Here is a 23,444-nt window from a genome sequence, read left to right as displayed (position 1 = left end):
CCTCTATCGTGCGGTATGCGGCCCCTCGGCGCCAACCCCACGCTCCTCGGACTCTTCCGGTTCGGGCAACTCGACCACCACGTGGCGCACCCGCACCCGCCCGCGGCGATCATGGCCGCCCTCCGTGCGCAGCCGCAGCCCGGCGACCTCCACGGTGGAACCCGGCAGCGGCACCCGACCCATCCCGTAAGCCACCAGGCCAGCAATGGTATCCACCTGATCGCGGATGTCCTCGTCGAAGTCCAGCTTTTCTCCCAGCGTCTCGTGCACTTCCTCCGCCAGGTCGTCGAGGGAGACGCGGGCCACCAAGCGGAAGGCGCGTGGACCGAGGCGCTCGATGGGGGTCTCCTCGCCGCCGTCGTACTCATCGGCGATCTCCCCCACGATCTCTTCGAGCACGTCTTCCATGGAGATCATGCCGGCGATGCCCCCGTACTCGTCCACCAGCATGGCCAGGTGATTGTGATCGCGCTGCATGTCGTGCAGGGTGGCGTCCAGAGCCTTGGAGTCCGGGATAAACACCGCATCGCGCATCACCTCGGCCACCGTGACGGAGCGCCCGCCGTCGGTCATGTGGTAGGTGCGCGCCACCAGATCCTTGAGGTAGACCACGCCCACGATGTCATCGATGTTCTCCCCCACCACCGGAATCCGGGAGTGGCCCGAGCGTACGCATAGGGTGGTGGCCTGGCCGGCGGTCTTGGTGGCCTCGATCCAGATCATTTCCGGGCGCGGCACCATTACCTGACGCGCGGTGGTGCTGGCCAGATCAAAAATGTTCTGGATCATGCGGCGCTCCTCGACCTCCACCACGCCGTGTTCCTGCGCGATATCCACCATCTCGCGCAATTCCACCTCGGTGGCATAGGGGCCATCGCGGAACCCCCGCCCGGGAGCGAGCAAGTTGCCCGCGGCGATAAGCAGCCGCGCCACCGGCCCGAGTACCGTCCCCACCACGCCGAGGAGCACCGCGGCGCGCAGCGAAATGGAATAGGGATTCCGGCGCCCGGCCGTGCGCGAAAAAACGCCCACCACCATGAAACTCACCAGGGTCACCCCGCCGATGGCGGCGGCAAAGGCCCAGGTTCGGGATTCAATGAGCCGAAAAGCAAGGGAGGCCGCCAGGACCGCCGCCGTGGCGTCAAGCAGCGTGTGCAGCAGCACCAAGAGATTAATGTGATCCGCCCGGCGATCCAGCACGGAAAGCAGCCGCCGCGCCCCCGGTCGATCGTCGCCGGCGAGCTGCTCCACCCGCGCCCGCGAGAGGGATGACAGCGCGGATTCCAGGGTTCCCAACAGACCCGCAAGGATCAGGGCCGCCAGCATGGAGGCGGTCAGGATCAGCGGGGTCATGCGTCGCCGGGCTCGCCGATCGCGGGAATATCGCCGCCGGGCACCTGCCGATCCAGCGCCGCCCTATCGGCCGCGGTGGGAAAGGCGCCCGCGCCGCTAGGTTTGGGGGGGTACTCCACCCCGCGGCGGGCGGCGTCGTCGTACCAGTCCGCGAGCAGCTCATTTTGCAGGGCAAACATCTCGCGCTCCTCGGCCGCCGTGGCGTGATCATAACCCAGCAGGTGCAGGCAGCCATGGGTGGTCAGCAGCGCCAGCTCGTGATCCAGGCCATGCCCGGCCACTTCCGCCTGACGCAGAGCGAACTCCGGGCACAGCACCACGTCCCCCAGCATCTGTGGGCCGGGATCGGCGGCATCCGGGCGACGGCCGCGCTGACCGGGGGTGAGCTCGTCCATGGGGAAGCTCATCACGTCGGTGGGTCCCTCCAGATCCATCCACCGCACGTGCAGATCGGCGATGGTCTCCAGCTCCACGATGCTGATGGTCAGCTCCGCATCCGGGTGGATGTCCATGCGCCCCAGGGCGAAGGAGGCGACGTCGATGAGCATCTCCTCATTGACCCCCGGGTAGCCGGACTCGTTGAAAACCTCGATGCTCATTGCTGCCTTTCCTCGTATTCCTGGTATGCCTCCACGATCTTGCCCACCAGGGCGTGCCGCACGACGTCCGCGCTGCCCAGCTCCGCGAAAAACACGTCTGGTACCCCGCGCAGGATCTCGCGCACCGCGCGCAACCCGGAACGCTGCCCCCCGGGCAGATCCACCTGGGTAATGTCGCCGGTAACCACCATCGTGGAGCCGAATCCCAGGCGGGTGAGAAACATCTTCATCTGCTCGCGCGTGGTGTTCTGGGCCTCGTCGAGGATGACGAAGGAGTTGCTCAGGGTGCGCCCACGCATGTAAGCCAAGGGCGCCACCTCGATCACCCCGGTCTCCATGAGCTTAGGAATGGCCTCCGGTTCCACCATGTCGCGCAGCGCATCGTGCAGGGGACGCAGGTAGGGGTCGATCTTCTCGCCCAGGGTACCGGGCAGAAAGCCCAGTTTCTCCCCCGCCTCCACGGCCGGGCGGGTCAAGATGATGCGATTGACCTCTTTGGCCTGGAGGGCCTGCACCGCCTTGGCCATCGCCAGGTAGGTCTTGCCCGAGCCCGCGGGGCCGATGCCAAAGGTGATGGTGTGCGCATCGATGGCGTCCACGTAGGCCTTCTGCCCCATCGTCTTAGGCCGAATGACCTTGCCCCGACGCGCCACGATCTCCGCCTGGGCCAGATCCGTCGCGGATGCCGGGGCCTCGGCGGAGACCATCGCCACGGTGTGGCGCACGGTATCGGGGGTGATGACCGCGCCGCGGCGGGCGGTCGCCTCTAACTCCCCCAGCGCCCGCTTGGCGCGCTGCACCTCGGTGCCGGGGCCGGCGAGGCTAACCTCGCTTCCCCGGGCAAAGAAATCGCAATCAATCAGGTCTCCCAACACCCGCACGTGTTGATCATGAGCGCCCAGCACGTACGGGGCGGCCGCATCGTCCAGACGCACGCGTGCGGTGACCACGGCCACGTCCTGTCTTCGCTTCGGGGTAGTTCCTGCCACGGCCCCTCAGCCTACCAGCGGTCGGTGAGCACCCCGAGCGCGGCGAGACCCACCATCGCCGCGCTGGCTGTGCGCAACACCTCCGGGCCCAGCCGCACCGGGATAGCCCCGGCGCCGCGCAACCGCTCGGCCTCCTTTTCCCCCACGCCGCCCTCCGGGCCCACGATGAGGTAGAGGTGCTCCGAATCAAGATCGCAGGCGCTCAGCGATACCGCGGCCTCCTCGTGCAGGAGCAGCGCCCGGGCCTGTGGGGCCGCGCGCAGCATCTCAACCAGGCCCGCGGTGTCCACCGGCGCGGCTACCTCCGGCACCCGGGCTCGGCGCGCCTGCTTGGCGGCCTCGCGGGCCGCCGCCTGCCATTTCTCCCTCCCCTTTTTCTCCTTCGCCCCGATCCAACGGGCCACGCATCGATCCGCCTGCCAGGGCACGAAGGCATCGGCCCCGGCCTGGGTGGCCAGGTCGATGGCCAACTCGGAGCGCTCGGACTTGGGCAGCGCCTGCACCACCGTGACCCGGGGACGGGGCGGGGCCTCCACGACGAGGTCTCGTACTTCTGCACTCAGGGCGGTCTTGCCATGCACCTCGCGCACCACGGCGCGCGCCCGCACCCCGCGCGCATTGACCAACTCCACCGACTCACCCACGCGCAGGCGCTTGACGGTGACCGCGTGGCGACCCTCGGGGCCGTCGAGCATCAACACCCAACCGAGGGGCGTCTGCTCGGTGAGGGTCTCGCAGAGGAAAACGGGAAGCGACATCGCGCGGTTCCTCTCGCCGCTACTTGCGGAACTTGTTGCGCAGGCGGCTAAACAGCCCCTCCTCCGCGTCGTCGCTGCGCTGTACCGTGGCCGAATCGCGGCAGTGCTCGCGCACCTGGGTCAGCAAGGAACGGGTGCGCTCGTCGAGCTCGGTGGGCACTACGACGTCGATGTGGGCCAGCATGTCGCCGTGTCCCTCGCGGCGTAGGTGGGGCATGCCGGCGTCGTCGATGCGCAGGCGCTCGGCGGGTTGGGTACCGGGGGCGATGGTCAGTTCGCGCTCCGTGCCGTCGAGGCCGTGGATGATGACAACGGTGCCCAGGGCGGCATCGACCATTGGCAGCCGCAGCGTCACGTGCAGGTCATCGCCCTCGCGCTCGAACACGGGGTGCTCGCGGGTGCTCACCTCCACGTAGAGATCGCCGGCGGGGCCGCCGCCGTGCCCAACCTCGCCCGCCCCGGACATGCGGATGCGCATGCCGCTGGCGATACCCGCGGGCACCGCCACCGTGATGTCGCGGCGCGAGCGCACCCGCCCCTCGCCATCGCACTTGCTGCACGGATCCTCGATGATCTCCCCATAGCCGTGGCAGGAAGGACACTCGCGGGTGGTCATCACGTTGCCCAGGAAGGAGCGCTGAACCTCCTGCACCTCGCCCATGCCCTGGCAGTGGCCGCAGGTCACGGCCTGCGCCTTCGACTCCGAGCCGGAACCCTGGCAGCGATCACACACGATGGCGGTATCCACCGTGACCTCGCGGTGGACTCCCGCGTAGGCGTCCTCGAGGCTGATCTCCATGCGCAGCAGGGCGTCGTTGCCCGGCTGTACCCGCGAGCGCGGCCCCCGGGAGGCCGCGCCGCCACCAAAAAAGGCCTCGAAAATATCGCCCAGTCCCCCGCCGCTAAAGCCCCCGGCCCCGGAACCGGGGGCCCCGCCTTGCGCCAGGGGGTCCCCACCCATATCCACGATCCGGCGCTTCTCCGGATCCGTGAGCACCTCGTAAGCGGTAGAAACCTCCTTAAACTTCTCCGCCGCCTCCTCCGAGGGGTTAATATCCGGGTGATACTTCCGGGCGAGGGAACGATAGGCCTTCTTAATCTCCTGCTCGGTCGCGGAGGAGCTCACGCCCAAAATGCCGTAGTAATCACGAGCCACAGTTACACGGTGCTTCCTAGTCGGTGCCAGTACATACCCGAGACAGTGTAATAGCGCCCCTACTTCACCGCGAGCACCCTGCTGACATACCTCGCCACCGCGGAAACCTTCGACATGGTGCCCGTGTAATCCATGTAGGTGGGCCCCACCACGCCCAGCCCACCCAGGGAAGCGCCATCCGCCCCGTAGGCGGTGGTCACCACGGAGGCCCCGTGAAACTCCTCGTTTTCATTTTCCTCCCCGATGCGCACGTGGACATAGCCCGGTTCCGGGGTGTCCGCGAGCAGCCGCAGCACCACCACTTGTTCCTCCAGGGCGTCGAGCACCATCGGCAGGTTCTCCGGGAGATCGTAGGCCATACGGGTCAGATGCGAGGTACCCGCGAGGATAAGCCGATCCGTGGGCTGCTCCACCAGCGTCTCGATGAGCACGGTGCAGGTACGGGTCAGCGCCCCACGCAGGTCGTCCGGCCCCTGGGCCATCAGGTCACTCAACCGCACCGAGGCCTCGGCAAACTTTTGTCCCTCTAGCACCGCGTTGAGCGTCTGGCGCAGGCGCGTCACCTGGGCCTCGTTCACCGGCTCGTCGAGGGCCACATTGCGCTGCTCCACCCTTCCGGTATCGCTGATGAGCACCAGTAACAACCGCACCGGGGACAACGCCACCACCTCGCAGTGCTTGATCTTGGACACCGTGAGTGTGGGCAGCTGCACCATCGCCACCTGGCGGGTGAGCTGGCTGAGCAACTGCACGGAACGCCGCAGCACGTCCTCCAGGTCGATCCCCGCCTCCAGGAAGGTCAAGATGGCTCGGCGCTCCGGGGCGGACAGCGGGGCCAGTTCGTGGATGGAATCCACAAACTGCCGATAGCCCTTTTCCGTGGGAATGCGCCCCGAGCTGGCGTGCTGTTGCTGAATGTATCCCTCGGATTCCAGCATGGCCATATCGTTGCGGATGGTAGCGGACGAGACATTGAGCTTATGCCGCTCCAATAGCGCCTTGGAGCCCACCGGCTCTTGCAAGGCGATATAATCCGCCACGATGGCGCGCAACACCTCGCGGCGGCGGTGATCGGTGGCACCAGCCATGTTGATACACCTCCGTCCTCATCGCTGCGTCCCCGCTGCTTGCCCTGGGCTCGCTCCCAGGCATTATTCTACGTAATTTTTTCCAAGGCCCTGCAGCCTTTCTGCCCCTAAAGTCCTAAGGTCTCCCCGATCTCCTCCGCCACCAGGAGATCCGCCACGATGCCATCGGCAAACAGCCTCCCGGCCTCCGTCACCGCCACCCGCAGCCCCTCCTCAGTATCGGGGACATCGGTAGGCTCAGGGTCAGCCATCCCGGCGCTCACGCATCGCAGCAGGCCGCGCTCGCGGTAATCCTCCACCACGGGCCACGCCCGGGGAGCGATCCATGCGGCAGGCACGCCGCGCCGCATGCGCAGCCCCAACATGAGACGCTCGGTGTGCTTATCCTGCTGCGTCAGGCGCTCCCTTTCCGCTATCGGCAGGTGCCCCTGGTTCACAGCACGCGCATAGCTGGCCGGGTGTTTCAGATGGGAGAAGCGCTCGCCGGCAATGTGGGAATGAGCCCCCGGCCCCGCGCCCCACCACTGACCGTCGCGCCAGTAGATCTCGTTGTGGCGGCACCGCCCACCAGGCCGCGCCCAATTGGATACCTCGTACCACTCCATGCCTGCGGCGCGCAGGGCGGAATCGATCATCTCGTAGCGGGCCGCCACCACATCGTCCTGCGGGGCTGGCAGCTCCCCGCGGCGCACCTTGCGCGCCATGCGGGTACCCTCCTCCACAATGAGGGAGTAGGCGGACACGTGATCCACCCCAGCGCCCACGATGGCCTCCACTGTGTCTCGCACGTCGGCATCCGTCTCCGTGGGGGTGCCGTAAATCATGTCCAGGTTCACATGCTGAAAGCCGGCCGTCAGGGCCTCCCCGGCGGCGCGCACCGCACGCCCCGGGGTATGGCGGCGCTCCAGGACCGCCAGAACATGCGGGGCCGCGGACTGCATCCCCAACGACACCCTCGTAAATCCCGCCTCGAGCAAGCCGGAGAAGAACTCCGGGGAGGTAGACTCCGGATTCGATTCCGTGGTGATTTCCGCGCCCGGCGCTATTCCAAAGGAACGGCGCACCGCAGCCAACAGGCGACCCAGGCCCCGCGCCCCCAGCAAGGAGGGAGTACCCCCACCCACGAATACCGTCTGCGCAGGGCGATCAAGACCACGGCGCGCCGCGTAACGCGCGGCCAGGTCAAGCTCCTTTTCCAGCGCATCCAGATACGTCTCCGGCGAGGCGGAGGTTCCCAGCTCGCCGGGGGTGTACGTGTTGAAATCGCAGTAGCCGCAGCGCGCAGCGCAAAAAGGCACATGGACGTACACACCAAAAGGATCATCCTGGTTCATGGGCACTACCCTAGCCAGGCGGGTCAGCTTGCCGCACCGGACCCGGTGGCCTGACGCCTGCGCTGGGCCACGCGCGCCACCACGGCGTCGATCCGCGCGCGCTCCGCGAGGAATGCGGGGGGATGGTGCCCGCGCTTGGCCCGGGCATAGGCGGGATGCTCGCGGGCGACGCTGTCAAGCCAGCCCTCGGTGGTAGCGAGTACCGCCCGACGCACGCGGAAATACACGTGCGGGAGGCTGAACGCCTCCAGATCGTTCGCCGCCACGTCGGTAGTCTCCAGTACCCAATCCACCACCGCCGCCAGGGCGGCTTGGGCGGAGTCCGTGCGAGCATCGAGTGCGCCGACCAGCTCGGCCACGATCACCGGGGAGGAATCCAGCGGATGGCGGGCGCGCAGGGCCGAGGCGTCGATCAGCGCGGGTTCGGTGCCGGGTTGCGGCCGCGGCCGCGCACTTAACCTCCCGGAGCGCAGGCCCGAGGTGAGCGCCTGACGCAGGCCCGTGAGCTCCCCTATCGCCACGCGCGCATCCACGCGGGCGTCCGCCACGATCTCCTCGAACTCCGCCAGGCAATCCCTCACCAGCTCGACGTCCCAGTCCGCGATGGCCTGCGCGATGTGCTCGATGTACTCCGCCACCTCATCGCCGATGTCGTAGAGTTCCTGGGTGAGTTCGCGGTGGCGCAGCTCGGCGGCAATGCGGTGCATGGTGACGGGCTCTTCCTTTCCGCGATCTCGGGCGGCCGCTGCCCACGGCCGGGGCTCAAGGGCTACTTGAGGGTTGGCAACGGAGATGACTCTAGGCCACCCATCCCCGCTCGGGCGCGCGGCGCGCCGGGGGCGAGCATGGAGGAATCCCCCATGCCCCGCGCGGCGATGCCCCCTCTTCTGCATCGATCCCGTCTTTCCCCGACCCCCGCAGCAACCTAGCGCCGGTAGATGTGCTCGATCTCCTCCGCATAGCGCTCCGCAACCACGTTGCGCTTCACCTTCATGGTGGGGGTCAGCTCGTTTTCCTCCTCGGTGAGATCACGATCCAGGATGTGGAACTTCTTGATCCCCTCCGCGTGCGAGACGGTCGCATTGGCGGCGTTGATGGCGTCTTGAATCTCCGCCCGCAGCACGGGGTCGGCGGCCACCTCCCGCACCGGCCGGGACTCGGGGATGTTGCGGCCGTGCTTCCAGCGGGACAGCTCCTCTTCATCCAGGGTGATGAGCACTCCGATAAACGGCTTGCCATCGCCCACCACCATCGCCTGGCTAATCAGCGGGTGGGAGCGCAGCAGATCCTCCAGCGGGGCCGGGGAAACGTTCTTGCCGCCCGCAGTCACAATGAGATCCTTCTTGCGCCCGGTGATGCGAATGTGCCCGGTGGGATCCAGCTCGCCCAGGTCGCCGGTGTTGTACCACCCCTCGGCATCGAAGGCTTCGCGCGTGGCCTTCTCGTTATTCCAGTACCCAGAGAACAAAACGTTGCCGCGGAACATGATCTCGCCATCGTCATTGATCTTGACGGACACGCCGCCCACGGGCTTACCCACCGTGCCGATCTTCTGATCCTCGAAGTCCACGGCCGCCGCCGCGCAGGTCTCGGTCAGGCCGTAGCCCTCGTAGACCGGTACGCCCACGCCGCGGAAGAAGTGCAGCAGATCGTGCCCCATCGGGGAACCACCAGTGATGCAGTAGCCGACCTCCCCGCCGATGGCCTCCCGGATCTTGGAGTACACCAGGCGGTCGTAGAGGCGACGCTGAGTATCGAGGAAGCGGGTGGGCCCCTCCGGGGCATCCAGTGCCTTGGAGTACTCGATGGCGATCTTCTCCGCGCGGCGGAAGATCGCCGCGCCCACACCGCCCTTGGCGGCCGCCTGGGCCGCGGCGGCGTTGCGCACCTTCTCGAACACGCGGGGCACACCCAGCAGGAGGTTGGGCCTAGAACGCGGGAGTTCCACGGTGAGCGTGGAGGGATCCGACCAGTGCGACTGGGTCGCACCGGCAATCGAGACCGCGTGGCACACCGCGCGCGCCAGCACGTGCGCCAATGGCAGATACGTCAGCACGCGGCGACCAGGGGCAGCAAACGCCCCGATGGGATTAGTGAGCAGAGCGCGCACCTCGCTCAACCAGGCGTAGTGGGTGAGAATGCATCCCTTGGGTCGGCCGGTGGTACCCGAGGTGTACACCAAGGAAGCAAGGTCGCTGCTCTTCGTGCCCTTAATACGCTCCCATACCTGCTCGTCGGTGATGTCACGCCCCTCGAAGCGCAGCGTTTCCACGGCGGAGGCATTGATCTCCAACACGCGGGTGAGCTTGGAAGCAGAACCGGAGAGCAGGGGGTAGCCGTCCTCGTCGAGCACCAGGTGGCTGAGCATATCCGTATGCGCCTGGGTCTCGGTAATAGCAAAGACCGCACCCGAGTCCTCCACGATCCACTCCACCTGGCTCATGGAGGAGGAGGGGTAGATGGGCACAGAGGCCGCCCCCGCCGCCCAGATGGCGTAGTCGAAGAGCGTCCACTCGTAGCGGGTGTTCGACAACAACACCACGCGGTCGCCCTTTTCTATTCCCGCGGCGATGAGCCCCTTGGCTACCTCAAAGACCTGCTCGATGAACTCCGTGGCGGTGACATTGACCCACTCGTAGTTCGCGGGGCGGGAAAACAACACGCTGTAGGGGCGCGATCGCGCCTGATCGATGAGCGCGGTCAGGCAGGTCTCCCCCTCCTTGACCTCATACTTTGCCGGTGCGGTGTATTCCTTGAGCTCCTGCGTTTCCATCTCACTCTCCTCGCTCCATGGCGCCTTGCATAGTGCCGACTGCGCTATTATCCGGCGGCCTTGACCTCGGCCCACCCACGGTTCGGCCCCAAACCTACTCGGCCGGGGAGCGGGCCGTGCGTGAAGCATCATCGTATCTTTCCACCAGGAAATAGCGATAATCACAGATCACGCATAACTGGTGATGTTACACACAGAATACCCTAAAATGGGGCCGTCACCACCCGCAAGGGAAAAGAGGCCCGCTCCGACCTTCTCACACCAAGGAAACCAGCCACGCTACCAGCACCAATGCGAGAAGAATCCACAACGACTGGGTAACCCACGAGGTGGGGTATCGCCGCTTGGACCTGGGCAATTTTCGATCCTGCTTGCGCAGTTCCTCTGAGTTAGGCATCGAGGGGAGGCTCCTTCTCACTGTTTTTCCGTACCTTCGCCACGCCTCCGCGAGGCAACAGGCGGCATATGCCGCCGCTCACCACATCCACGGCACGCTGCAAGAATAATGCCGCCACCGCGCACGCGGGCAGCACCACCCCCAACACCACAGCAATGTGCAGCGCCAACGGCGAAGCCACGAGGCTTTGCACGCACCAGTCATACAGCGCAGTCATGCCCACCATCGTAGAGTGCCAAAGTTGCTAAGGTTCAACCATGTCTACCGCGCCCTCCACTGTGACCGTTCGCACCCCCGAAGGCCGCTTCCGCGGTGCGGCCCACCCCACCCACAACGAATTTAGCTCCATCAATTTTTGCGTTATTCCAGGTCCCTTCCATGATTCCCGGCCTCGCCGCGGCAGCGCCGGAGAGCTTATCGACGCCACCGTCGCCCACCCCGAGCACGTCGCCCTGAGCATCACCACCCCGCCCGGGGCCTCCGTGGGGGACGATCTACCCGTGATCGTCTACATCCACGGCGGCTCCTACGACTCCGGCACCCACGAGGAAGAGGATTCCAAGGGCACCGCCATGGCCCAGGCCGGGGTCATCATGGTACGCCTGGGCTATCGCACCGGCCTGCCCGGCTTCGCCCACTTGAGCGACGACGAGGACCACCACTACCGGGGCGTAGCCGACTGCCAGTGGGGCCTGGAATGGGTGCAGCGGTGCATCGAATACTTCGGCGGCGACCCCACCAACGTCACCCTGATGGGGCAATCCGCGGGCGCGGGAATCGCCCTCTGGCTCACCCGACGGGACCACTACCGCGGCGCATTCCGACGCCTCATCGCCATGTCACCCGCCTACCCACGCGGCACCTTCGCCCAACGCAAGGGGACCTTGCGCCGCCTGCTTTCCACCCCCATTACCCGCCGACACCTCACCGAGCTCGCGGAGAAAAACCCCGAAAAGCTACGCCGCGGCTACCGCCGCCTGCGCTCCCGCTTCTTCCACGATCTCGCCTTAGGTCCTGGTCCCTTTGCCGCGAGCGAACTGGTCAATATCCCCATTCTTATCACCTGCACGCGGGAGGAGTGCTTTCATTTTGTCCCCTTCGTCTCCCGTCTTGACCGGCGCGGACGCGGCGGCATCGCCGTCCGAGTGATGGCAAAGACGATGGGGCTAGAGATACCGGCCTCCTCCTATCTCCAATCCGCCCGCGAGATCTATCCCCATCGGGAGATGTCCCAACTCATCGGTGATTCCGGCATCCGCCGCTGGGTTTCCGACACCGCCGAAAACGCTCCCGCCCAATGCTGGGTACTCCAATACGAAGGCACCGAGGACCACCCCATGTTGCACTGCGACGACCTGCCTTTAGTATTCCGGCCCCAGCCCTCTCGCCGCACGATTCACCGAATCATGGTGGACTTCGCCCGCGACACCACGCCACCGTGGCCACGCTACCGACGTTCCGAGGGGCGTACGGTAGCGATCTACGACGCCCTCTCCGGCTCCCTATACACGCAAAACGATCCCCTCAAGCCCGTGCGGTTGGCTTTTACCCACCACATCCCGTGGAAGTCCGCCGGGGCGCGATAACGCCTTGCCCCTCGAGCACCAAAGCCATCTAGGGTACGTCGAGCAGCGCCGCACGCAGTTCCTCATGGGCAAGCTGCTTGATCATCCAGGGGGAAAAGACCGCTGGGGCGCATTCCACCGCCTTCAGCAAGGCCGCGGGACACAACCACTCCCACGCCGCTACCTCCGCGGGAGCGGGAGCGACCCGCGCTTCCGGGGCGAGGCATACCACAAAGACTGGACATATCTCGTTTTCCACCACCCCCGAGGAATCGCGCGCCCAGTATCGAAAGTCCGGCAGCACCTCTACCAACCGGTCAATCTCGGCAGGGACGATCCCCAGCTCTTGCCCCAAGCGGCGGCGCACGGCCGCCTCGGTGCTTTCCCCGGGCGCGGGATGCCCGCAGCAGCTATTCGTCCATACCCCCGGCCATGTCTTTTTCCCCAACGCCCGCCGCGTGAGCAAAAAACGGCCGGAGGCATCTACAAGGTAGGAAGAAAAAGCCAGGTGAAGAGGGGTATCGCCTGTATGCACGCTTTCTTTAGGAGCTGTTGCAACGGGATTGCCCTCCTCATCGCTCAGCACCACCAACTCCGACCCCGCCGGGCTGCCCGTGGACATCATGGGCCTACCCTACCGCCCACCAGGAATCCCAGCCTAACCTCGTGCCCAGTGTCCAATGACCCCCGGCACCACCGGGGGCCGATCACCCAACAAGGCCCGCACATTCTCGTTTTCCTCCACCGCAGACGTGACCGTCTTAATTTTCTTTCCTCGGCCTGCCTGCCCTCCGCCTGCCGCACCGGGCATCGGACCCATGAACGTTTGCGAGCGCGCGGCAGCACCACCCACTGCAGACGCGCCCCCCGTTCCGAGACGGGTACCCGGCGCGGCAGACGAACCCTGGGCGACTCCCACGGGTGTCATACCGGCCGGGGCGATGCCGCCGGCGTGATGGGTGCCCAAGGTCGATGCGCCGAAACCAGAACCCGCGCCGGACAGCATCGCCGCGGGATGTGCCCCGAGGAACGGCGGGGTACCCCCTCGAGCCACGCCTGGGCTACCCAGCCCACCCAATGCTGCGGGCCCCGCCCACGACGCCGCCGAAGTGGAAACATCATGAGGTTTCAGCTGGGTGACCGGAGCCATCCCAGCCCGGTCGCGAGCTACTGCCCCGCCTTGTGATTGGGCGACGTCGCCGGATCGACTTGCAGGACCGGCCTCCATCGCACCTATCGCTCCCATACCCGGGCGCCCCATCGCCACCGGCGAGACTACCTCGGAAACTCCACTTGGATTGGCCGCCGCAGTTCCAGCACCCGCATGCCCCACGGAGGCACCACCCGGCACTGAAGAAACTGGCGACATTGCGGCCTCAGCCGTATTCGCCGCCGCGCTCACCGTGCCAACTGCCTCGGAAGACGTCTCCCCCACGGTAGGGGTACGCGCCAGAACCTCCGCAAAGGTTTCCTTTCCGCCCTCCCCCACGCGCCGCGCCGCCTGGATGATTCTGTGTAGTTCCCGTTCGCCTGCGGGGCGAAGCCCAGCGGCATCATGCTTGTGCCCTTTCCCTGCTGTGGGCCCCATTCCCGTGGGAATGAGACTGCCCAGAGAGAGGCTAAAGGACGGGTCAGTTAAAGACCTCACCACGGGAACACCCGGCAACAACATCGGAGTATAAGCCGCCGGAAATGCCTGCAAAAAAGCAGCTTCCGCCGCCTGTTTTTCCTCCGGCTCGGGCATGGCGTTAATCGCGCTTTGCATAGCCGATACCAACTGGGAACCCTGCTGCTGCACCGGAGCGAGATTCATGGTGCTGCTCACCATCAAGGCGGCATTGCGGGCAAACGCCTTACCGGTATCCGCCACTTCCACCACGTGCTTAATGGCGGAATCCACCACATCGCCGTAATTATGCACCCTTAGATCTGCGGCCACCGCCACCAGACCCGCCGCCACGGAACCGATTCCGGCCGCCATTTTCCCCCACAGTGCCGCGGCCTGTTGGGCTTGACCAATCTGCGTGGCACCAAAGGCAGCAGCCAACTGGTGAATCGACCCCGCAGGCCCCACCACCGGAGCGGGAAAGACAAAGGGCTCATACCTGGGAACCGGACGCGGTGGAAAAGCGGCACCACCAACATTCCCCAGGTTGCCCTCCTCTGCACGATCAAGACTGCGAGCAAAAGCCTCATTCTGTTCATGGAGCGCATGCGCGCTGGCTTGAAGCGCATTTTTTAGCCACTCCACCTGCTCCGCATACGACTCCAACACACTACGCGCCGAACCGGGGCCTCCCATAAGAACAACCCCATGATAGTTACCCAGTTGATCCAAGCCAGAGACTGCAGAAAAACTGCCGTTGATGGTTGATCGGAGAGGGATAGAAGCAATGGAACTTGCAGTACGAGAAATGCCAGATAGTTCCACAATAGATTTGGAAATATTTCCCAAATTAATAATCATACCAGACATAGTTAAATCCTCTCAATGATTTTATTATGGATTTCCTTCGCATGGTCACACACTGCCCCATCTTGGATGCCATACACGGAAGCAACATCAACACCCCACCTACCACGATTGGTTACCATGGAAGTAGCACACGAACCTTCAGGGGAATTCAAATCCCTCACCAGAGACATACCTCGAGCATCAGCATCCTCCAATACCGCAATCCTCGAATCCTTATACTTATCTTTCCTTACAAGGTCAGAGAATATAGAAACAGACAATTCCCCACCCACATCCCCCGATAAACTAACACGAAAAAAGCAAGTAGAATAATTACCTTCGGGAAAATTTACCTCCCCGATCTTCTCCCCCAACCCCGCCTCCATAAATACCTCTGCCGGTATCTCCGTACATGGGTCAAAGAATCGGAAGTTGGGGTCATTGAGATCCCATTCCCCCACTTCGAACGGCAGACCGCCGTGCTTTTCATCGCCACGCTGAGCCGCTGCGCGCGTTGCAGTGGTCGCGGAGGCCGTAGCAGCGCTATCAGCGGCGTGCTCCGGTGCAGCCGAACACGACGCCGCAACCCCAATCCCCAGAATGAGCAGTAGCGCCATCAGTGCACGGCACAGCGCAGATAGTGCCATAGCGAGAACCTCCATCACGGTTGGTGGTCTGTCCGTGAGCGCCACAGCTATGCCCGCGCCCACGTTCTACTTAGACTCCACCGTGTACCGTCCGGTTCCCGGAGATTTTTTCCATAAAAAACGGGTATCGCCAGACTCCGGCGATACCCGCTACGTTCCCGTTCGTCGACTGGTACCTAGAGCCTTCCCTCGAATTTGACGTTGCCGATCTCAAAAGCGGCGTTGTAGAGGTTGCCCGGAGCGACGTCGAAGGCATAGCGCAGGTTGGTGGTGGCGTGGGCCCCAAGCGGGCGGTCGAGGCCGTCTTGGCCTCCCACTCCGGAGGCAGCCGCGTCGAGCCGATCCACGGTGGTGCCGCCGTTGATGGTTAAGATCGGGTCACCGATGGCGTCCGGGGGGATGGGTACGTCGTTGAGATTGGTGATCTCCACGGTGATGATGGATCCCCCAGCGTCGCCTCCCACGGTGCCTTGCATGTGCCAGCGCACGTTGAGGCCGGTGTCCACCACGGGTTCCGCCTTGTTATTCGTGACGATGGTATCCACGTCGCGGGGCTGGTAGGCGGGGGTTTCGGAGGTGGTCACCTCGATGGATCCCTCGGGGTCGCCCACCTTTCCCTCGCTGCCTGCGGAGCAGGCCGTCAGTGCCAGCGTGCAGCACAGCGCCAGTCCCCCGAGGGCGATGGTTGTTTTCTTCTTCACGTCGGCCCTTGCGCCTTCCTGCCGTTGCGGTATTGGCTTATCAGCGTTCGATTGTAACCAAGTATCGGGTACCCGCGGCAAGCGATGGCATAATGGTCGCCCTGGTGCGCCCCGCACCGATTCCCTGAGTTTTCTTCCGGAGGCTTTTGCGTGCAGTCCTTATCCCGTATCCTGCGCAGCACCTCGGCACTGTGGCCGTATTACCTGGGGATTATCGTCACCGCCGTTATCCGCGCGGTGTTGTCCCTGGCGTTTCCGTTCATCCTCAAGCACACCACGGATACGATCGTGGCGGCCGTGGGTGGGTCGGGAGCGACTCCGGCCGTGGTCGAGCGGATCCTGTGGTTAGCGCTGGCCCTGTTTGCCGCCGAGCTGGGCTATACGCTGATGAATAATATTGGCGGTTACGTCGGTGACATGATGGCGGCACGGATGCGTCAGATCCTTTCCACGCGTTATTTTTCCCAGCTGCTGGCCTTGCCGCAGAGCTATTTTGACGCGCAGGCCACGGGCGCAATCATCGCGCGGCTGGATCGCTCCATCTCCTCGATCACCCAATTCCTGCAGTCTTTTTCCAATAATTTTTTTCCTATGCTGGTCACGGTGGGCGCGGTGTTAAGCATCTGCGGCTGGTGCTACTGGCCGCTGGCACTGCTGTTGGCCGCACTTTTCCCGCTGTATATGTGGCTCACGGCCCTGACCAGCAAGCGCTGGCAGCGCATCGAGAAGGCCAAGAATGAGCACATGGATAGGGCTGGCGGGCGGTTCGCAGAGGTCATTGGCCAGGTGAAGGTAGCCAAGTCCTTTGTCTCCGAGCCACGGGAACTTGATTCCTTTGCCCGGCATTACGGCAGCACCGTCGCGCTCACGCGCGAACAGTCGCGGTTTTGGCATTCGATGGACACGCTGCGCGGCGCCGCGATGAACACCATCTTCCTGGGTATGTACACGCTGATTTTTTATCGTACGCTGCACGGGTTGTTTTCCCTGGGCGATATGGTCATGCTGATCCAGTTGGTGAACATGGCCCGCCAGCCGGTGTTCATGATGAGCTGGATCGTGGATTCCGCCCAACGGGCCATCGCGGGGTCGCGGGATTACTTTGAGGTCATGTCCCAGGAGCCGGAATCCACGGCCACAAAGGAGATCGTAGCGGCCGCCGCCAGCAATGACGTTCCGCGCCTGGATCTCACCCCGACGCATGCGCTTGTTCCCATCGAGGGCCGGCCGATGATCGAGTTCCGCGACGTGTCCTTTTCCTACGAGGCGAACAAACCGGTGTTGGATTCCCTGTCCTTTTGCCTTTCTCCGGGTCAGCGGGTGGCCCTGGTCGGGGAATCGGGGGGAGGAAAATCCACCATCGTTCACCTTCTCTTGGGCCTGTATCGGCCCACCCGCGGCGCATTATTCGTAGGCGGCCACAACGTGGCGGATGTCAGCGGGCAGGCCCTGCGGGCGTCGGTAGGCGTAGTGTTCCAGGAACCAAATCTGTTTTCCGGCACGATTCGAGAGAACATCGCGTATGCCCGCCCGGACGCCAGCGACGAGGAGATCGAGGCCGTGGCCCGGCGCGCCCATGCCCACGACTTCATCATGGCATTCCCGGACGGCTACGAGACCGTGATCGGCGAGCGGGGCCTGCGACTTTCCGGAGGACAAAAACAGCGCATCGCGGTGGCGCGAACCATGCTCAAGGACGCCCCGATCCTGGTTCTGGACGAGGCCACCTCCGCCCTGGATACCCGAGCGGAACGCGCGGTGCAGGCGGGCTTGAACGAACTCATGGCGGGGCGCACCACCTTGATGATCGCGCACCGGCTGTCCACCATCGCGGACGTGGATACCATCATCACCCTCGATCGCGGCCGCATCGACGAGGTAGGCACGCCCGCGCAGCTGGCGGTCTCGGGCGGTATTTACAGCCAGCTTTTGGCTTTGACGTCCTCAGACTCGGAGGCCGATCGCCGCCGCCTCGCCCGCTTTGGATTCCGGGAGTTCGCGGAGGAACAGGAGGAGGGCGATGAATAAATAGACCGCTTGGTCTAGTAAAAGTCGGAGCGAGGGGCTACCCTAGATCACCATGCACACACCCGATCTTGATACCCTGCGCACCCGCCGCACCCGCAAGTGGACGGCCTACCCCGACGACGTCCTGCCCGCATGGATCGCGGAGTCGGACTTTAGCACCTGCCCCGCCGTCAAGGAGGCCATCGCCCAACGCGTGGCGGCGGAGTCCTTCGGTTATACCCCCGCAACCTCGGAGGTCCCCGAGGCGCTAGCGGATTTCTCCGAGCACCGCTACGGCTGGCGGCCCGACCCCGAATCCATCGTGGAGGTGCCCGATGTAGTGCGCGGCCTGACCCTAGCCGTACAGTTTTTCACCCGCCCCGATTCCCCCGTGGTGGTACCCACCCCCGCCTACCCTCCCTTTTTAAGTATCCCGGATGCCGCCGGACGCGAACGGGTCGACGTGGACGCCCGCGGCGGGCTGGATCTCGACGAGATCGAGCGTGCCTTCGCCCAGGGCGCGGGCTCGATACTGTTGTGTTCGCCCCATAACCCGCTGGGGTACACCTTCGACGAGGAGTTCCTGCACGACCTGGTGGCCCTGGCGCAACGCCACGGCGCCAGGGTGCTCGTGGACGAGATTCACGCCCCGCTGGTACTCGACGGCGATCACGTCGCCGCCGCCGGTCTCTCGGACGAGGCCGCGCAGACCTGCGTGACCGTCACCGCCACCTCCAAGGCGTGGAACATCGCGGGCCTCAAGTGCGCCCAGATGATCCTGAGCAACCCCGACGACCTGCGCGTTTGGCGCGGATTAAACCCGGTGGTTAAGGATGGCGTGGGAACCCTAGGCGTGTTTGCCGCCGCAGCGTGCTACCGCCACGGCGAGGAGTTTCTCGATCGGCAGGTGGCCTGCCTGCGTGACCACCGCGATTGGCTCGTCGAGGAGCTGCCGCGACGCATCCCCGGCCTGCGGATCGCCCGGCCTAAGGCCACCTACCTCATGTGGCTGGATTTCCGCGAGACCGCGCTGGGTGCCACGGACGATCCGGCGGGGCACCTGCTGCGCCACGGCCGAGTGGCCCTCAACGACGGGCGACACTTCGGCCCCGGCGGAGAAGGCCACGCCCGGCTGAACTTTGCCACCTCGCGAGAAAACCTGGAGGACATTGTGCACCGTCTTGCCCTGGGGTCACAGCACCACGGGTAATGTATTTCCTATTCTTGCTCCCTGCTTAAAGAACAGGTGACCTCATGACCAGAGATCAATCTTCCCCCATGACCCTCATCGTGACGGCATTCATGCTGTTTTCGATGTTCTTTGGGGCGGGCAACCTCATCTTCCCCGCCATGCTGGGGGTGGAGGCCGGCACCAGTTTCACCCCCGCCATTCTCGGCTTCCTGGCCACCAGCGTGGTGCTGCCGGTGCTGGCCACCATTGCCATCGCCATCTCCGGGCGCAACGTGCGCGACCTCGCCAATCGCGGCGGGGTGGTTTTTGGTTTGGTTTTCTCTATTCTGGCTTACCTTTCCATCGGCGCTTTCTACGCCCTGCCGCGCACCGGCGCGGTGAGCTATTCCACCGCCATTCAGCCACTAACGGGATGGAACTCCCTTGCCACCTCCGCGCTCTTTAATGCTGTGTTCTTCGGCGTGGCCCTGGCGCTGGCCTACAAGCCCGGCAAGATCGTGGACAACCTGGGCAAATATCTCACCCCCGTGCTGCTGATCCTGCTGGTGGTGCTGGTGGCGCTCTCGTTAAGCACCTTCCATGGGGAGGAGATGGCCCCGGCGGATAAGTACGCCGCCTCCCCCGCCACCACTGGTCTGCTGGAGGGGTACCTCACGATGGATTCGATCGCCGCCCTGGCCTTCGGCATCGTGGTCATCTCCTCCCTGCGCTACAAGGGGGTGCGCGAGGGTACCCCCTTGGTGCGCGGCACCATTATCGCCGGGCTCGGCGCGGGCGCGCTGCTCGGGGCGATCTACATCGGGTTGGGCCTGATCGGCCACCACATCCCCGACCCGACCTCCTACGCCGATGGCGCCGGGCTGCTGTCAAGCGCCGCGCAGCTGACGATGGGCACCCCCGGCCAGGTGCTCTTCGGCGCCATCGTGTTGCTGGCCTGCATGACCACGGCGGTGGGCCTCATCGCCGCCACCAGCGAATTCTTCGAATATCTCCTGCCCAGCATCAGCTACCGGATGTGGGCGGTCATCTTCGCCCTGATGTCCTTTGCCATGGCCACCATGGGCCTGGAAACGGTGCTCAGCGTGGCCGCCCCCATCATCACCTTCATCTACCCGCCCGCCATCACCCTCATCCTGCTCACCCTCGTCGAACCGCTCGCGCGTCGCCGAGTGCACCTGGTGCGCACCTTCCTCATCGCCATCTGGGTCGCCGTGGTGTGCTCCGCCCTGACCACCCTGGCCGATCTCGGGCTCACCGCGGTGTCTCCCCTGGTGGACTGGGCTCCCTTGGCCGAGCAGGGTCTGGCCTGGGTGCTGCCCACCGTAGCGGGAGCGGTCATCGGTGCGATCCTCGACGTCGCAAAGCCGCGTCGCGCCTCCTGGGTGGAGGAGTCCCCCGTGGCCGCGGAATGATCCGACCCACCCGGGCGTTGTGGGAGGCGGCATAGAAAGCAACCGACCGCACGAAGGATCGTTACGTGGCGCCCTCCCTGTCCCTGATTGACTTTTGCACCGTACACGAGAACGAGCGCCCCCGGGACTCCCTGGCTCGCTCGGTGGAGCTGGCCCAGCGCGCGGAATCGCTGGGTTTTCACCGGATGTGGTACGCCGAGCACCACAACATGCCGAGCATTACCTCCTCGGCCCCGGCGGTATTGATCTCTCACGTGGGCGCACACACCTCCTCCATCCGGTTGGGTGCCGGTGGAGTGATGCTCCCCAACCACTCCCCCTACGTGATAGCGGAGCAGTTTGGGATGCTAGAAGAGCTTTATCCCGGGCGCATCGACCTCGGCCTGGGGCGCGCCCCCGGCACCGACATGCACACGCTAGGCCGGGCGCTGCGCCGCGACGCCCACGCCGCCGAGAATTTCCCCCACGACGTCGCGGAACTTTCTGGATACCTCTCCGAGGAATCTCCCCTCCCCGGCGTGCAGGCGGTTCCCGGACACGGGACCCACGTCCCGCTCTATATCCTGGGTTCCTCCATGTTCGGGGCCTCCCTGGCCGCCAAGCTCGGCCTTCCCTACGCCTTTGCCTCGCACTTCGCGCCCACGCACCTTAGGGCGGCCACCGCGTATTATCGGGAGAACTTCCGTCCCTCCGCGCGGCTGAGCGAGCCCTACGTGATCGCCGCGGTCAACGTGACCGCCTCCGACACCCACGAGGACGCCCAGCGCCAGCACCGGGAAATGCTGCGCGAGCGAGTGCGCACCCTGGCCGCCCGCGGTAACCGAGACATCAGCGACGCCAACCTGGATCAGCTCGTGGCCTCCCCCTCCGGGCAGCAGATCGCCGAGATGCTGCACTACAGCGCCGTGGGCACCGGCGCCGAGGTGCGCGACTACCTGGCGGACTTCTCCCAGCTGGCCCAGGCTGACGAGCTCATGATCTCCGTGCTGGCGCCCACCGGGGCGGAGAACCTCCGCGCGATGGACATCCTGGCCCAAGCGTGGGGCCTTGCCCGGCGCGAAGCCGGGGATCTCACTTAGCGCTCCTCCCACTCCCGTGCGCCATGCGGCCGGGACTGCTCGATGACCTTGACGCGCGGGGAATCCTCGACCATATCGTCGGTCATCTCCCCCTTGACCCCCAGGTCGCCGCCGATGACCACGTTGCCCGGCAGGACGATATTGCCCTGGTCATCATGCTCCAGCACCGGGGTGGGCAGGGCATTGCCCTCATCATCGTAACCGGGGGCGGGGCGATTTTCGTGCTCCTCTAGCTTCTCGGCGCTATCGGTACGCTCCCAGCGGCGAGTGCGCACCAGGCGGGTGGCGGCGGCATCGTCGCTCATGCCCTTGAGCAGCGAGTACATCATCACGAACTGCATGAGGAAGAAGGGGAAAGCCACGATAATGACCACCTCCTGGAGCGAGGCGATGCCCGTTTCCGGGGAGATCAGCAGCAGCGCCGTGCACACCGCCCCGATCATCACCGCCCAGAAGACGCGATACCAGGTGGGGGTCTTTTCCTCCTCCCCCGTGGCGAACATGTCATTGACCAGGGCGGCGGAATCGATCGAGGTGATAAAGAAGATCACGATGATCATCAACGCAAAGCCGGACACGACCCCGGCGAGGGGATACCGCGCCAGGAAGTTAAAGAGCGCCGCGGGCACGTCCCCCTCTTCCACCGCAGGAATGGTCAGGTAACCGGGGTCGGCCAGCTCCAGCTCCATGCCCGCGCGCCCAAAGACGCTAAACCAGATCACCACGAAGATCGTGGGCAAGGCCAGCACGCCCGCGATGTACTCGCGCACCGTGCGCCCCCGGGAGATGCGCGCCACGAACATGCCCACGTAGGGCGACCAGCAGATCGTCCAGGCCCAATAAAACACCGTCCACTTGCCCTGCCAGCCGGGATTATTTTGATATGAGTCCGCCCAGAACATCACCTCCGGCAGCCAGGAGGCATAGATGCCAAAGGCCTCCACCGTGTGCTGCAGCAGGGTCAGGGTGGGGCCGGTGACGAGGATGAACCCCATGAGGAGCACGGCCACCCCGATGTTGAGGTTGGAGAGCAGCTTGATCCCCTTGTCCAGGCCGGAAGCCACCGAGAGACAGGCCACGGAGGTGATGAGCACGATGATGAGCAGCTGCACCCAGCTGACGATCGGCGTGCCCCACAGGGCGTGCATACCCGCGTTGATCTGTAATACGCCCAGGCCCACGGACACCGCGATGCCGAAGGTGGTGCCCACGATCGCCAGGACGTCGATGAGCTTGCCCGGCGTGGAGTAGATGCGCCCGCCCAGCACGGGGGCAAAGATCGAGGACAGGCGTGGCGGGAGCTTGCGCTTATAGATGAAATATCCCAGCGCCAGGCCGGGCAGGGCCATGATCACCCACATGTGGATGCCAAAGTGGTAGAAGGTAAACGCAAAGGCCTCCGTGATCGCCCCCGGAGACATCCGCTCGTGATCGGCCATCGGCACGTTATAGGCGTGGTTGATGGGCTCGGCCACGCCCCAAAACATCAGCACCGCCCCCACCCCGCCGGCGAACAGCATGCAGAACCAGGCCACCAGGCTGTGTTCCGGTTCCTCGTCGTCATCGCCTAGCCGCACCCGGCCATAGCGAGAGGCGAAAATGCCCAACAGGAAGATGAGCATGAGGGAGACTCCGCCGATGTACATCCAGCCGAGATTATCCAGCAGCCAGCCCGCGGCATGAGAAAAGGCGTCGCGGGCGGTATCGCCCAGGGCGATGGTGAGCAGGACGAAGGAAACGATGATGCCCGCGGATGTCAGAAAGATCACGGGGTCTGACTGCAGACGAAGACCGCGCCGGACGGGCGCTGCCTTAGAGTTTTGGGGTGGGGCCACGGGAATACAACCTCTGTCTTTTCATCATGGACGGGAAAAGTTCCCTACAGAGTACCCGCCCATGACGCACCTCACGGGCATAAGCCCCGTGCCCCGGCCCGGTG

Annotated in this window: 20 protein-coding genes; 5 read left to right on the top strand and 15 right to left on the bottom strand. The window is 64.8% G+C overall.

From position 1 onward, the window contains the following. Positions 1 to 3: 3 nt before the first annotated feature. The 10 genes from H7347_RS00745 to H7347_RS00700 form a co-directional block, all read right to left on the bottom strand. Positions 4 to 1,353: a hemolysin family protein gene (locus tag H7347_RS00745; protein WP_152820417.1), complete on the bottom strand. Its 1,350-nt coding sequence runs from the start codon at positions 1,351 to 1,353 to the stop codon at positions 4 to 6. After that, positions 1,350 to 1,952 (bottom strand): rRNA maturation RNase YbeY, encoded by a 603-nt coding sequence (gene ybeY / locus H7347_RS00740; RefSeq protein WP_152820415.1) that lies wholly within the window; start codon positions 1,950 to 1,952, stop codon positions 1,350 to 1,352. Before ybeY ends, H7347_RS00745 begins: the two co-directional genes overlap by 4 nt. Beyond that, positions 1,949 to 2,941, bottom strand: coding sequence for a PhoH family protein (locus H7347_RS00735; protein ID WP_186337071.1), 993 nt, complete (start codon positions 2,939 to 2,941; stop codon positions 1,949 to 1,951). Before H7347_RS00735 ends, ybeY begins: the two co-directional genes overlap by 4 nt. Positions 2,942 to 2,952: 11 nt before the next feature. Further along, the gene (locus H7347_RS00730; protein WP_152820413.1) at positions 2,953 to 3,699 is read right to left on the bottom strand and encodes a 16S rRNA (uracil(1498)-N(3))-methyltransferase; all 747 of its coding nucleotides are present in this window, start codon (positions 3,697 to 3,699) and stop codon (positions 2,953 to 2,955) included. 19 nt (positions 3,700 to 3,718) lie between these two features. Next, positions 3,719 to 4,855, bottom strand: coding sequence for a molecular chaperone DnaJ (gene dnaJ / locus H7347_RS00725; RefSeq protein WP_186337070.1), 1,137 nt, complete (start codon positions 4,853 to 4,855; stop codon positions 3,719 to 3,721). Positions 4,856 to 4,914: 59 nt separating this feature from the next. Continuing rightward, a complete protein-coding gene (gene hrcA, locus H7347_RS00720) occupies positions 4,915 to 5,943 on the bottom strand; it encodes a heat-inducible transcriptional repressor HrcA (RefSeq protein ID WP_152820408.1) in 1,029 nt (342 codons plus the stop codon). Positions 5,944 to 6,050: 107 nt separating this feature from the next. Then, positions 6,051 to 7,277 (bottom strand): radical SAM family heme chaperone HemW, encoded by a 1,227-nt coding sequence (gene hemW, locus H7347_RS00715; protein WP_152820406.1) that lies wholly within the window; start codon positions 7,275 to 7,277, stop codon positions 6,051 to 6,053. A gap of 23 nt (positions 7,278 to 7,300) precedes the next feature. Next, positions 7,301 to 7,984: a hypothetical protein gene (locus tag H7347_RS00710; RefSeq protein WP_152820405.1), complete on the bottom strand. Its 684-nt coding sequence runs from the start codon at positions 7,982 to 7,984 to the stop codon at positions 7,301 to 7,303. Positions 7,985 to 8,202: 218 nt separating this feature from the next. Further along, positions 8,203 to 10,050 carry a long-chain fatty acid--CoA ligase gene (locus tag H7347_RS00705; RefSeq protein WP_152820402.1) on the bottom strand — a complete coding sequence of 616 codons (1,848 nt, stop codon included), beginning with the start codon at positions 10,048 to 10,050 and terminating at the stop codon, positions 8,203 to 8,205. A 389-nt stretch (positions 10,051 to 10,439) separates the two neighbouring features. Then, a complete protein-coding gene (locus H7347_RS00700) occupies positions 10,440 to 10,664 on the bottom strand; it encodes a hypothetical protein (protein WP_152820399.1) in 225 nt (74 codons plus the stop codon). Positions 10,665 to 10,704: 40 nt separating this feature from the next. Here H7347_RS00700 and H7347_RS00695 point away from each other — a divergent pair, with 40 nt between their 5' ends. After that, a complete protein-coding gene (locus tag H7347_RS00695) occupies positions 10,705 to 12,033 on the top strand; it encodes a carboxylesterase family protein (RefSeq protein ID WP_152820397.1) in 1,329 nt (442 codons plus the stop codon). A 28-nt stretch (positions 12,034 to 12,061) separates the two neighbouring features. Here the strand turns inward: H7347_RS00695 and idi are convergent, their stop codons facing one another. The 4 genes from idi to H7347_RS00675 all read right to left on the bottom strand — a co-directional run bounded on the left by idi (position 12,062) and on the right by H7347_RS00675 (position 15,815). After that, a complete protein-coding gene (gene idi / locus H7347_RS00690) occupies positions 12,062 to 12,637 on the bottom strand; it encodes an isopentenyl-diphosphate Delta-isomerase (RefSeq protein WP_152820395.1) in 576 nt (191 codons plus the stop codon). 33 nt (positions 12,638 to 12,670) lie between these two features. Next, the gene (locus H7347_RS00685; RefSeq protein WP_152820393.1) at positions 12,671 to 14,488 is read right to left on the bottom strand and encodes a hypothetical protein; all 1,818 of its coding nucleotides are present in this window, start codon (positions 14,486 to 14,488) and stop codon (positions 12,671 to 12,673) included. A 2-nt stretch (positions 14,489 to 14,490) separates the two neighbouring features. Further along, on the bottom strand, positions 14,491 to 15,129 hold the full coding sequence (locus H7347_RS00680) for a DUF3558 family protein (RefSeq protein ID WP_227658956.1): 639 nt from the start codon (positions 15,127 to 15,129) through the stop codon (positions 14,491 to 14,493). Between the two features lie 161 nt (positions 15,130 to 15,290). Then, entirely contained in the window at positions 15,291 to 15,815 is a 525-nt protein-coding gene (locus tag H7347_RS00675) for a hypothetical protein (protein ID WP_186337069.1), read from the bottom strand. 150 nt (positions 15,816 to 15,965) lie between these two features. Here H7347_RS00675 and H7347_RS00670 point away from each other — a divergent pair, with 150 nt between their 5' ends. The 4 genes from H7347_RS00670 to H7347_RS00655 all read left to right on the top strand — a co-directional run bounded on the left by H7347_RS00670 (position 15,966) and on the right by H7347_RS00655 (position 21,505). After that, the gene (locus tag H7347_RS00670; protein WP_186337068.1) at positions 15,966 to 17,843 is read left to right on the top strand and encodes an ABC transporter ATP-binding protein; all 1,878 of its coding nucleotides are present in this window, start codon (positions 15,966 to 15,968) and stop codon (positions 17,841 to 17,843) included. A gap of 52 nt (positions 17,844 to 17,895) precedes the next feature. Next, a complete protein-coding gene (locus H7347_RS00665; protein ID WP_152820390.1) occupies positions 17,896 to 19,032 on the top strand; it encodes a MalY/PatB family protein in 1,137 nt (378 codons plus the stop codon). A 44-nt stretch (positions 19,033 to 19,076) separates the two neighbouring features. Continuing rightward, a complete protein-coding gene (gene brnQ, locus H7347_RS00660; protein ID WP_227658926.1) occupies positions 19,077 to 20,426 on the top strand; it encodes a branched-chain amino acid transport system II carrier protein in 1,350 nt (449 codons plus the stop codon). 65 nt (positions 20,427 to 20,491) lie between these two features. Beyond that, positions 20,492 to 21,505, top strand: a complete 1,014-nt coding sequence (locus H7347_RS00655) for an LLM class flavin-dependent oxidoreductase (protein ID WP_186337067.1) — start codon at positions 20,492 to 20,494, stop codon at positions 21,503 to 21,505. Here the strand turns inward: H7347_RS00655 and H7347_RS00650 are convergent. After that, positions 21,502 to 23,340, bottom strand: a complete 1,839-nt coding sequence (locus H7347_RS00650; protein WP_186337066.1) for a BCCT family transporter — start codon at positions 23,338 to 23,340, stop codon at positions 21,502 to 21,504. The genes H7347_RS00655 and H7347_RS00650 overlap by 4 nt on opposite strands. Positions 23,341 to 23,444: the final 104 nt, after the last annotated feature.

The organism is Corynebacterium sp. zg-331, from assembly GCF_014267345.1.
In the GTDB taxonomy this organism is placed as follows: domain Bacteria; phylum Actinomycetota; class Actinomycetes; order Mycobacteriales; family Mycobacteriaceae; genus Corynebacterium.
The sequence above is the reverse complement of the archived record's forward strand: the minus strand, read 5'-3'. Positions and strand labels throughout refer to the sequence as shown.

Bases quoted from the DNA above. Each gene is read 5' to 3' on its own strand.
- H7347_RS00745 (WP_152820417.1), bottom strand. From the start codon at position 1,353: ATGACCCCGCTGATCCTGACCGCCTCCATGCTGGCGGCCCTGATCCTT.
- ybeY (WP_152820415.1), bottom strand. From the start codon at position 1,952: ATGAGCATCGAGGTTTTCAACGAGTCCGGCTACCCGGGGGTCAATGAG.
- H7347_RS00730 (WP_152820413.1), bottom strand. From the start codon at position 3,699: ATGTCGCTTCCCGTTTTCCTCTGCGAGACCCTCACCGAGCAGACGCCC.
- hrcA (WP_152820408.1), bottom strand. From the start codon at position 5,943: ATGGCTGGTGCCACCGATCACCGCCGCCGCGAGGTGTTGCGCGCCATC.
- hemW (WP_152820406.1), bottom strand. From the start codon at position 7,277: ATGAACCAGGATGATCCTTTTGGTGTGTACGTCCATGTGCCTTTTTGC.
- H7347_RS00710 (WP_152820405.1), bottom strand. From the start codon at position 7,984: ATGCACCGCATTGCCGCCGAGCTGCGCCACCGCGAACTCACCCAGGAA.
- H7347_RS00705 (WP_152820402.1), bottom strand. From the start codon at position 10,050: ATGGAAACGCAGGAGCTCAAGGAATACACCGCACCGGCAAAGTATGAG.
- H7347_RS00700 (WP_152820399.1), bottom strand. From the start codon at position 10,664: ATGACTGCGCTGTATGACTGGTGCGTGCAAAGCCTCGTGGCTTCGCCG.
- H7347_RS00695 (WP_152820397.1), top strand. From the start codon at position 10,705: ATGTCTACCGCGCCCTCCACTGTGACCGTTCGCACCCCCGAAGGCCGC.
- idi (WP_152820395.1), bottom strand. From the start codon at position 12,637: ATGATGTCCACGGGCAGCCCGGCGGGGTCGGAGTTGGTGGTGCTGAGC.
- H7347_RS00685 (WP_152820393.1), bottom strand. From the start codon at position 14,488: ATGTCTGGTATGATTATTAATTTGGGAAATATTTCCAAATCTATTGTG.
- H7347_RS00680 (WP_227658956.1), bottom strand. From the start codon at position 15,129: ATGGAGGTTCTCGCTATGGCACTATCTGCGCTGTGCCGTGCACTGATG.
- H7347_RS00665 (WP_152820390.1), top strand. From the start codon at position 17,896: ATGCACACACCCGATCTTGATACCCTGCGCACCCGCCGCACCCGCAAG.
- brnQ (WP_227658926.1), top strand. From the start codon at position 19,077: ATGACCAGAGATCAATCTTCCCCCATGACCCTCATCGTGACGGCATTC.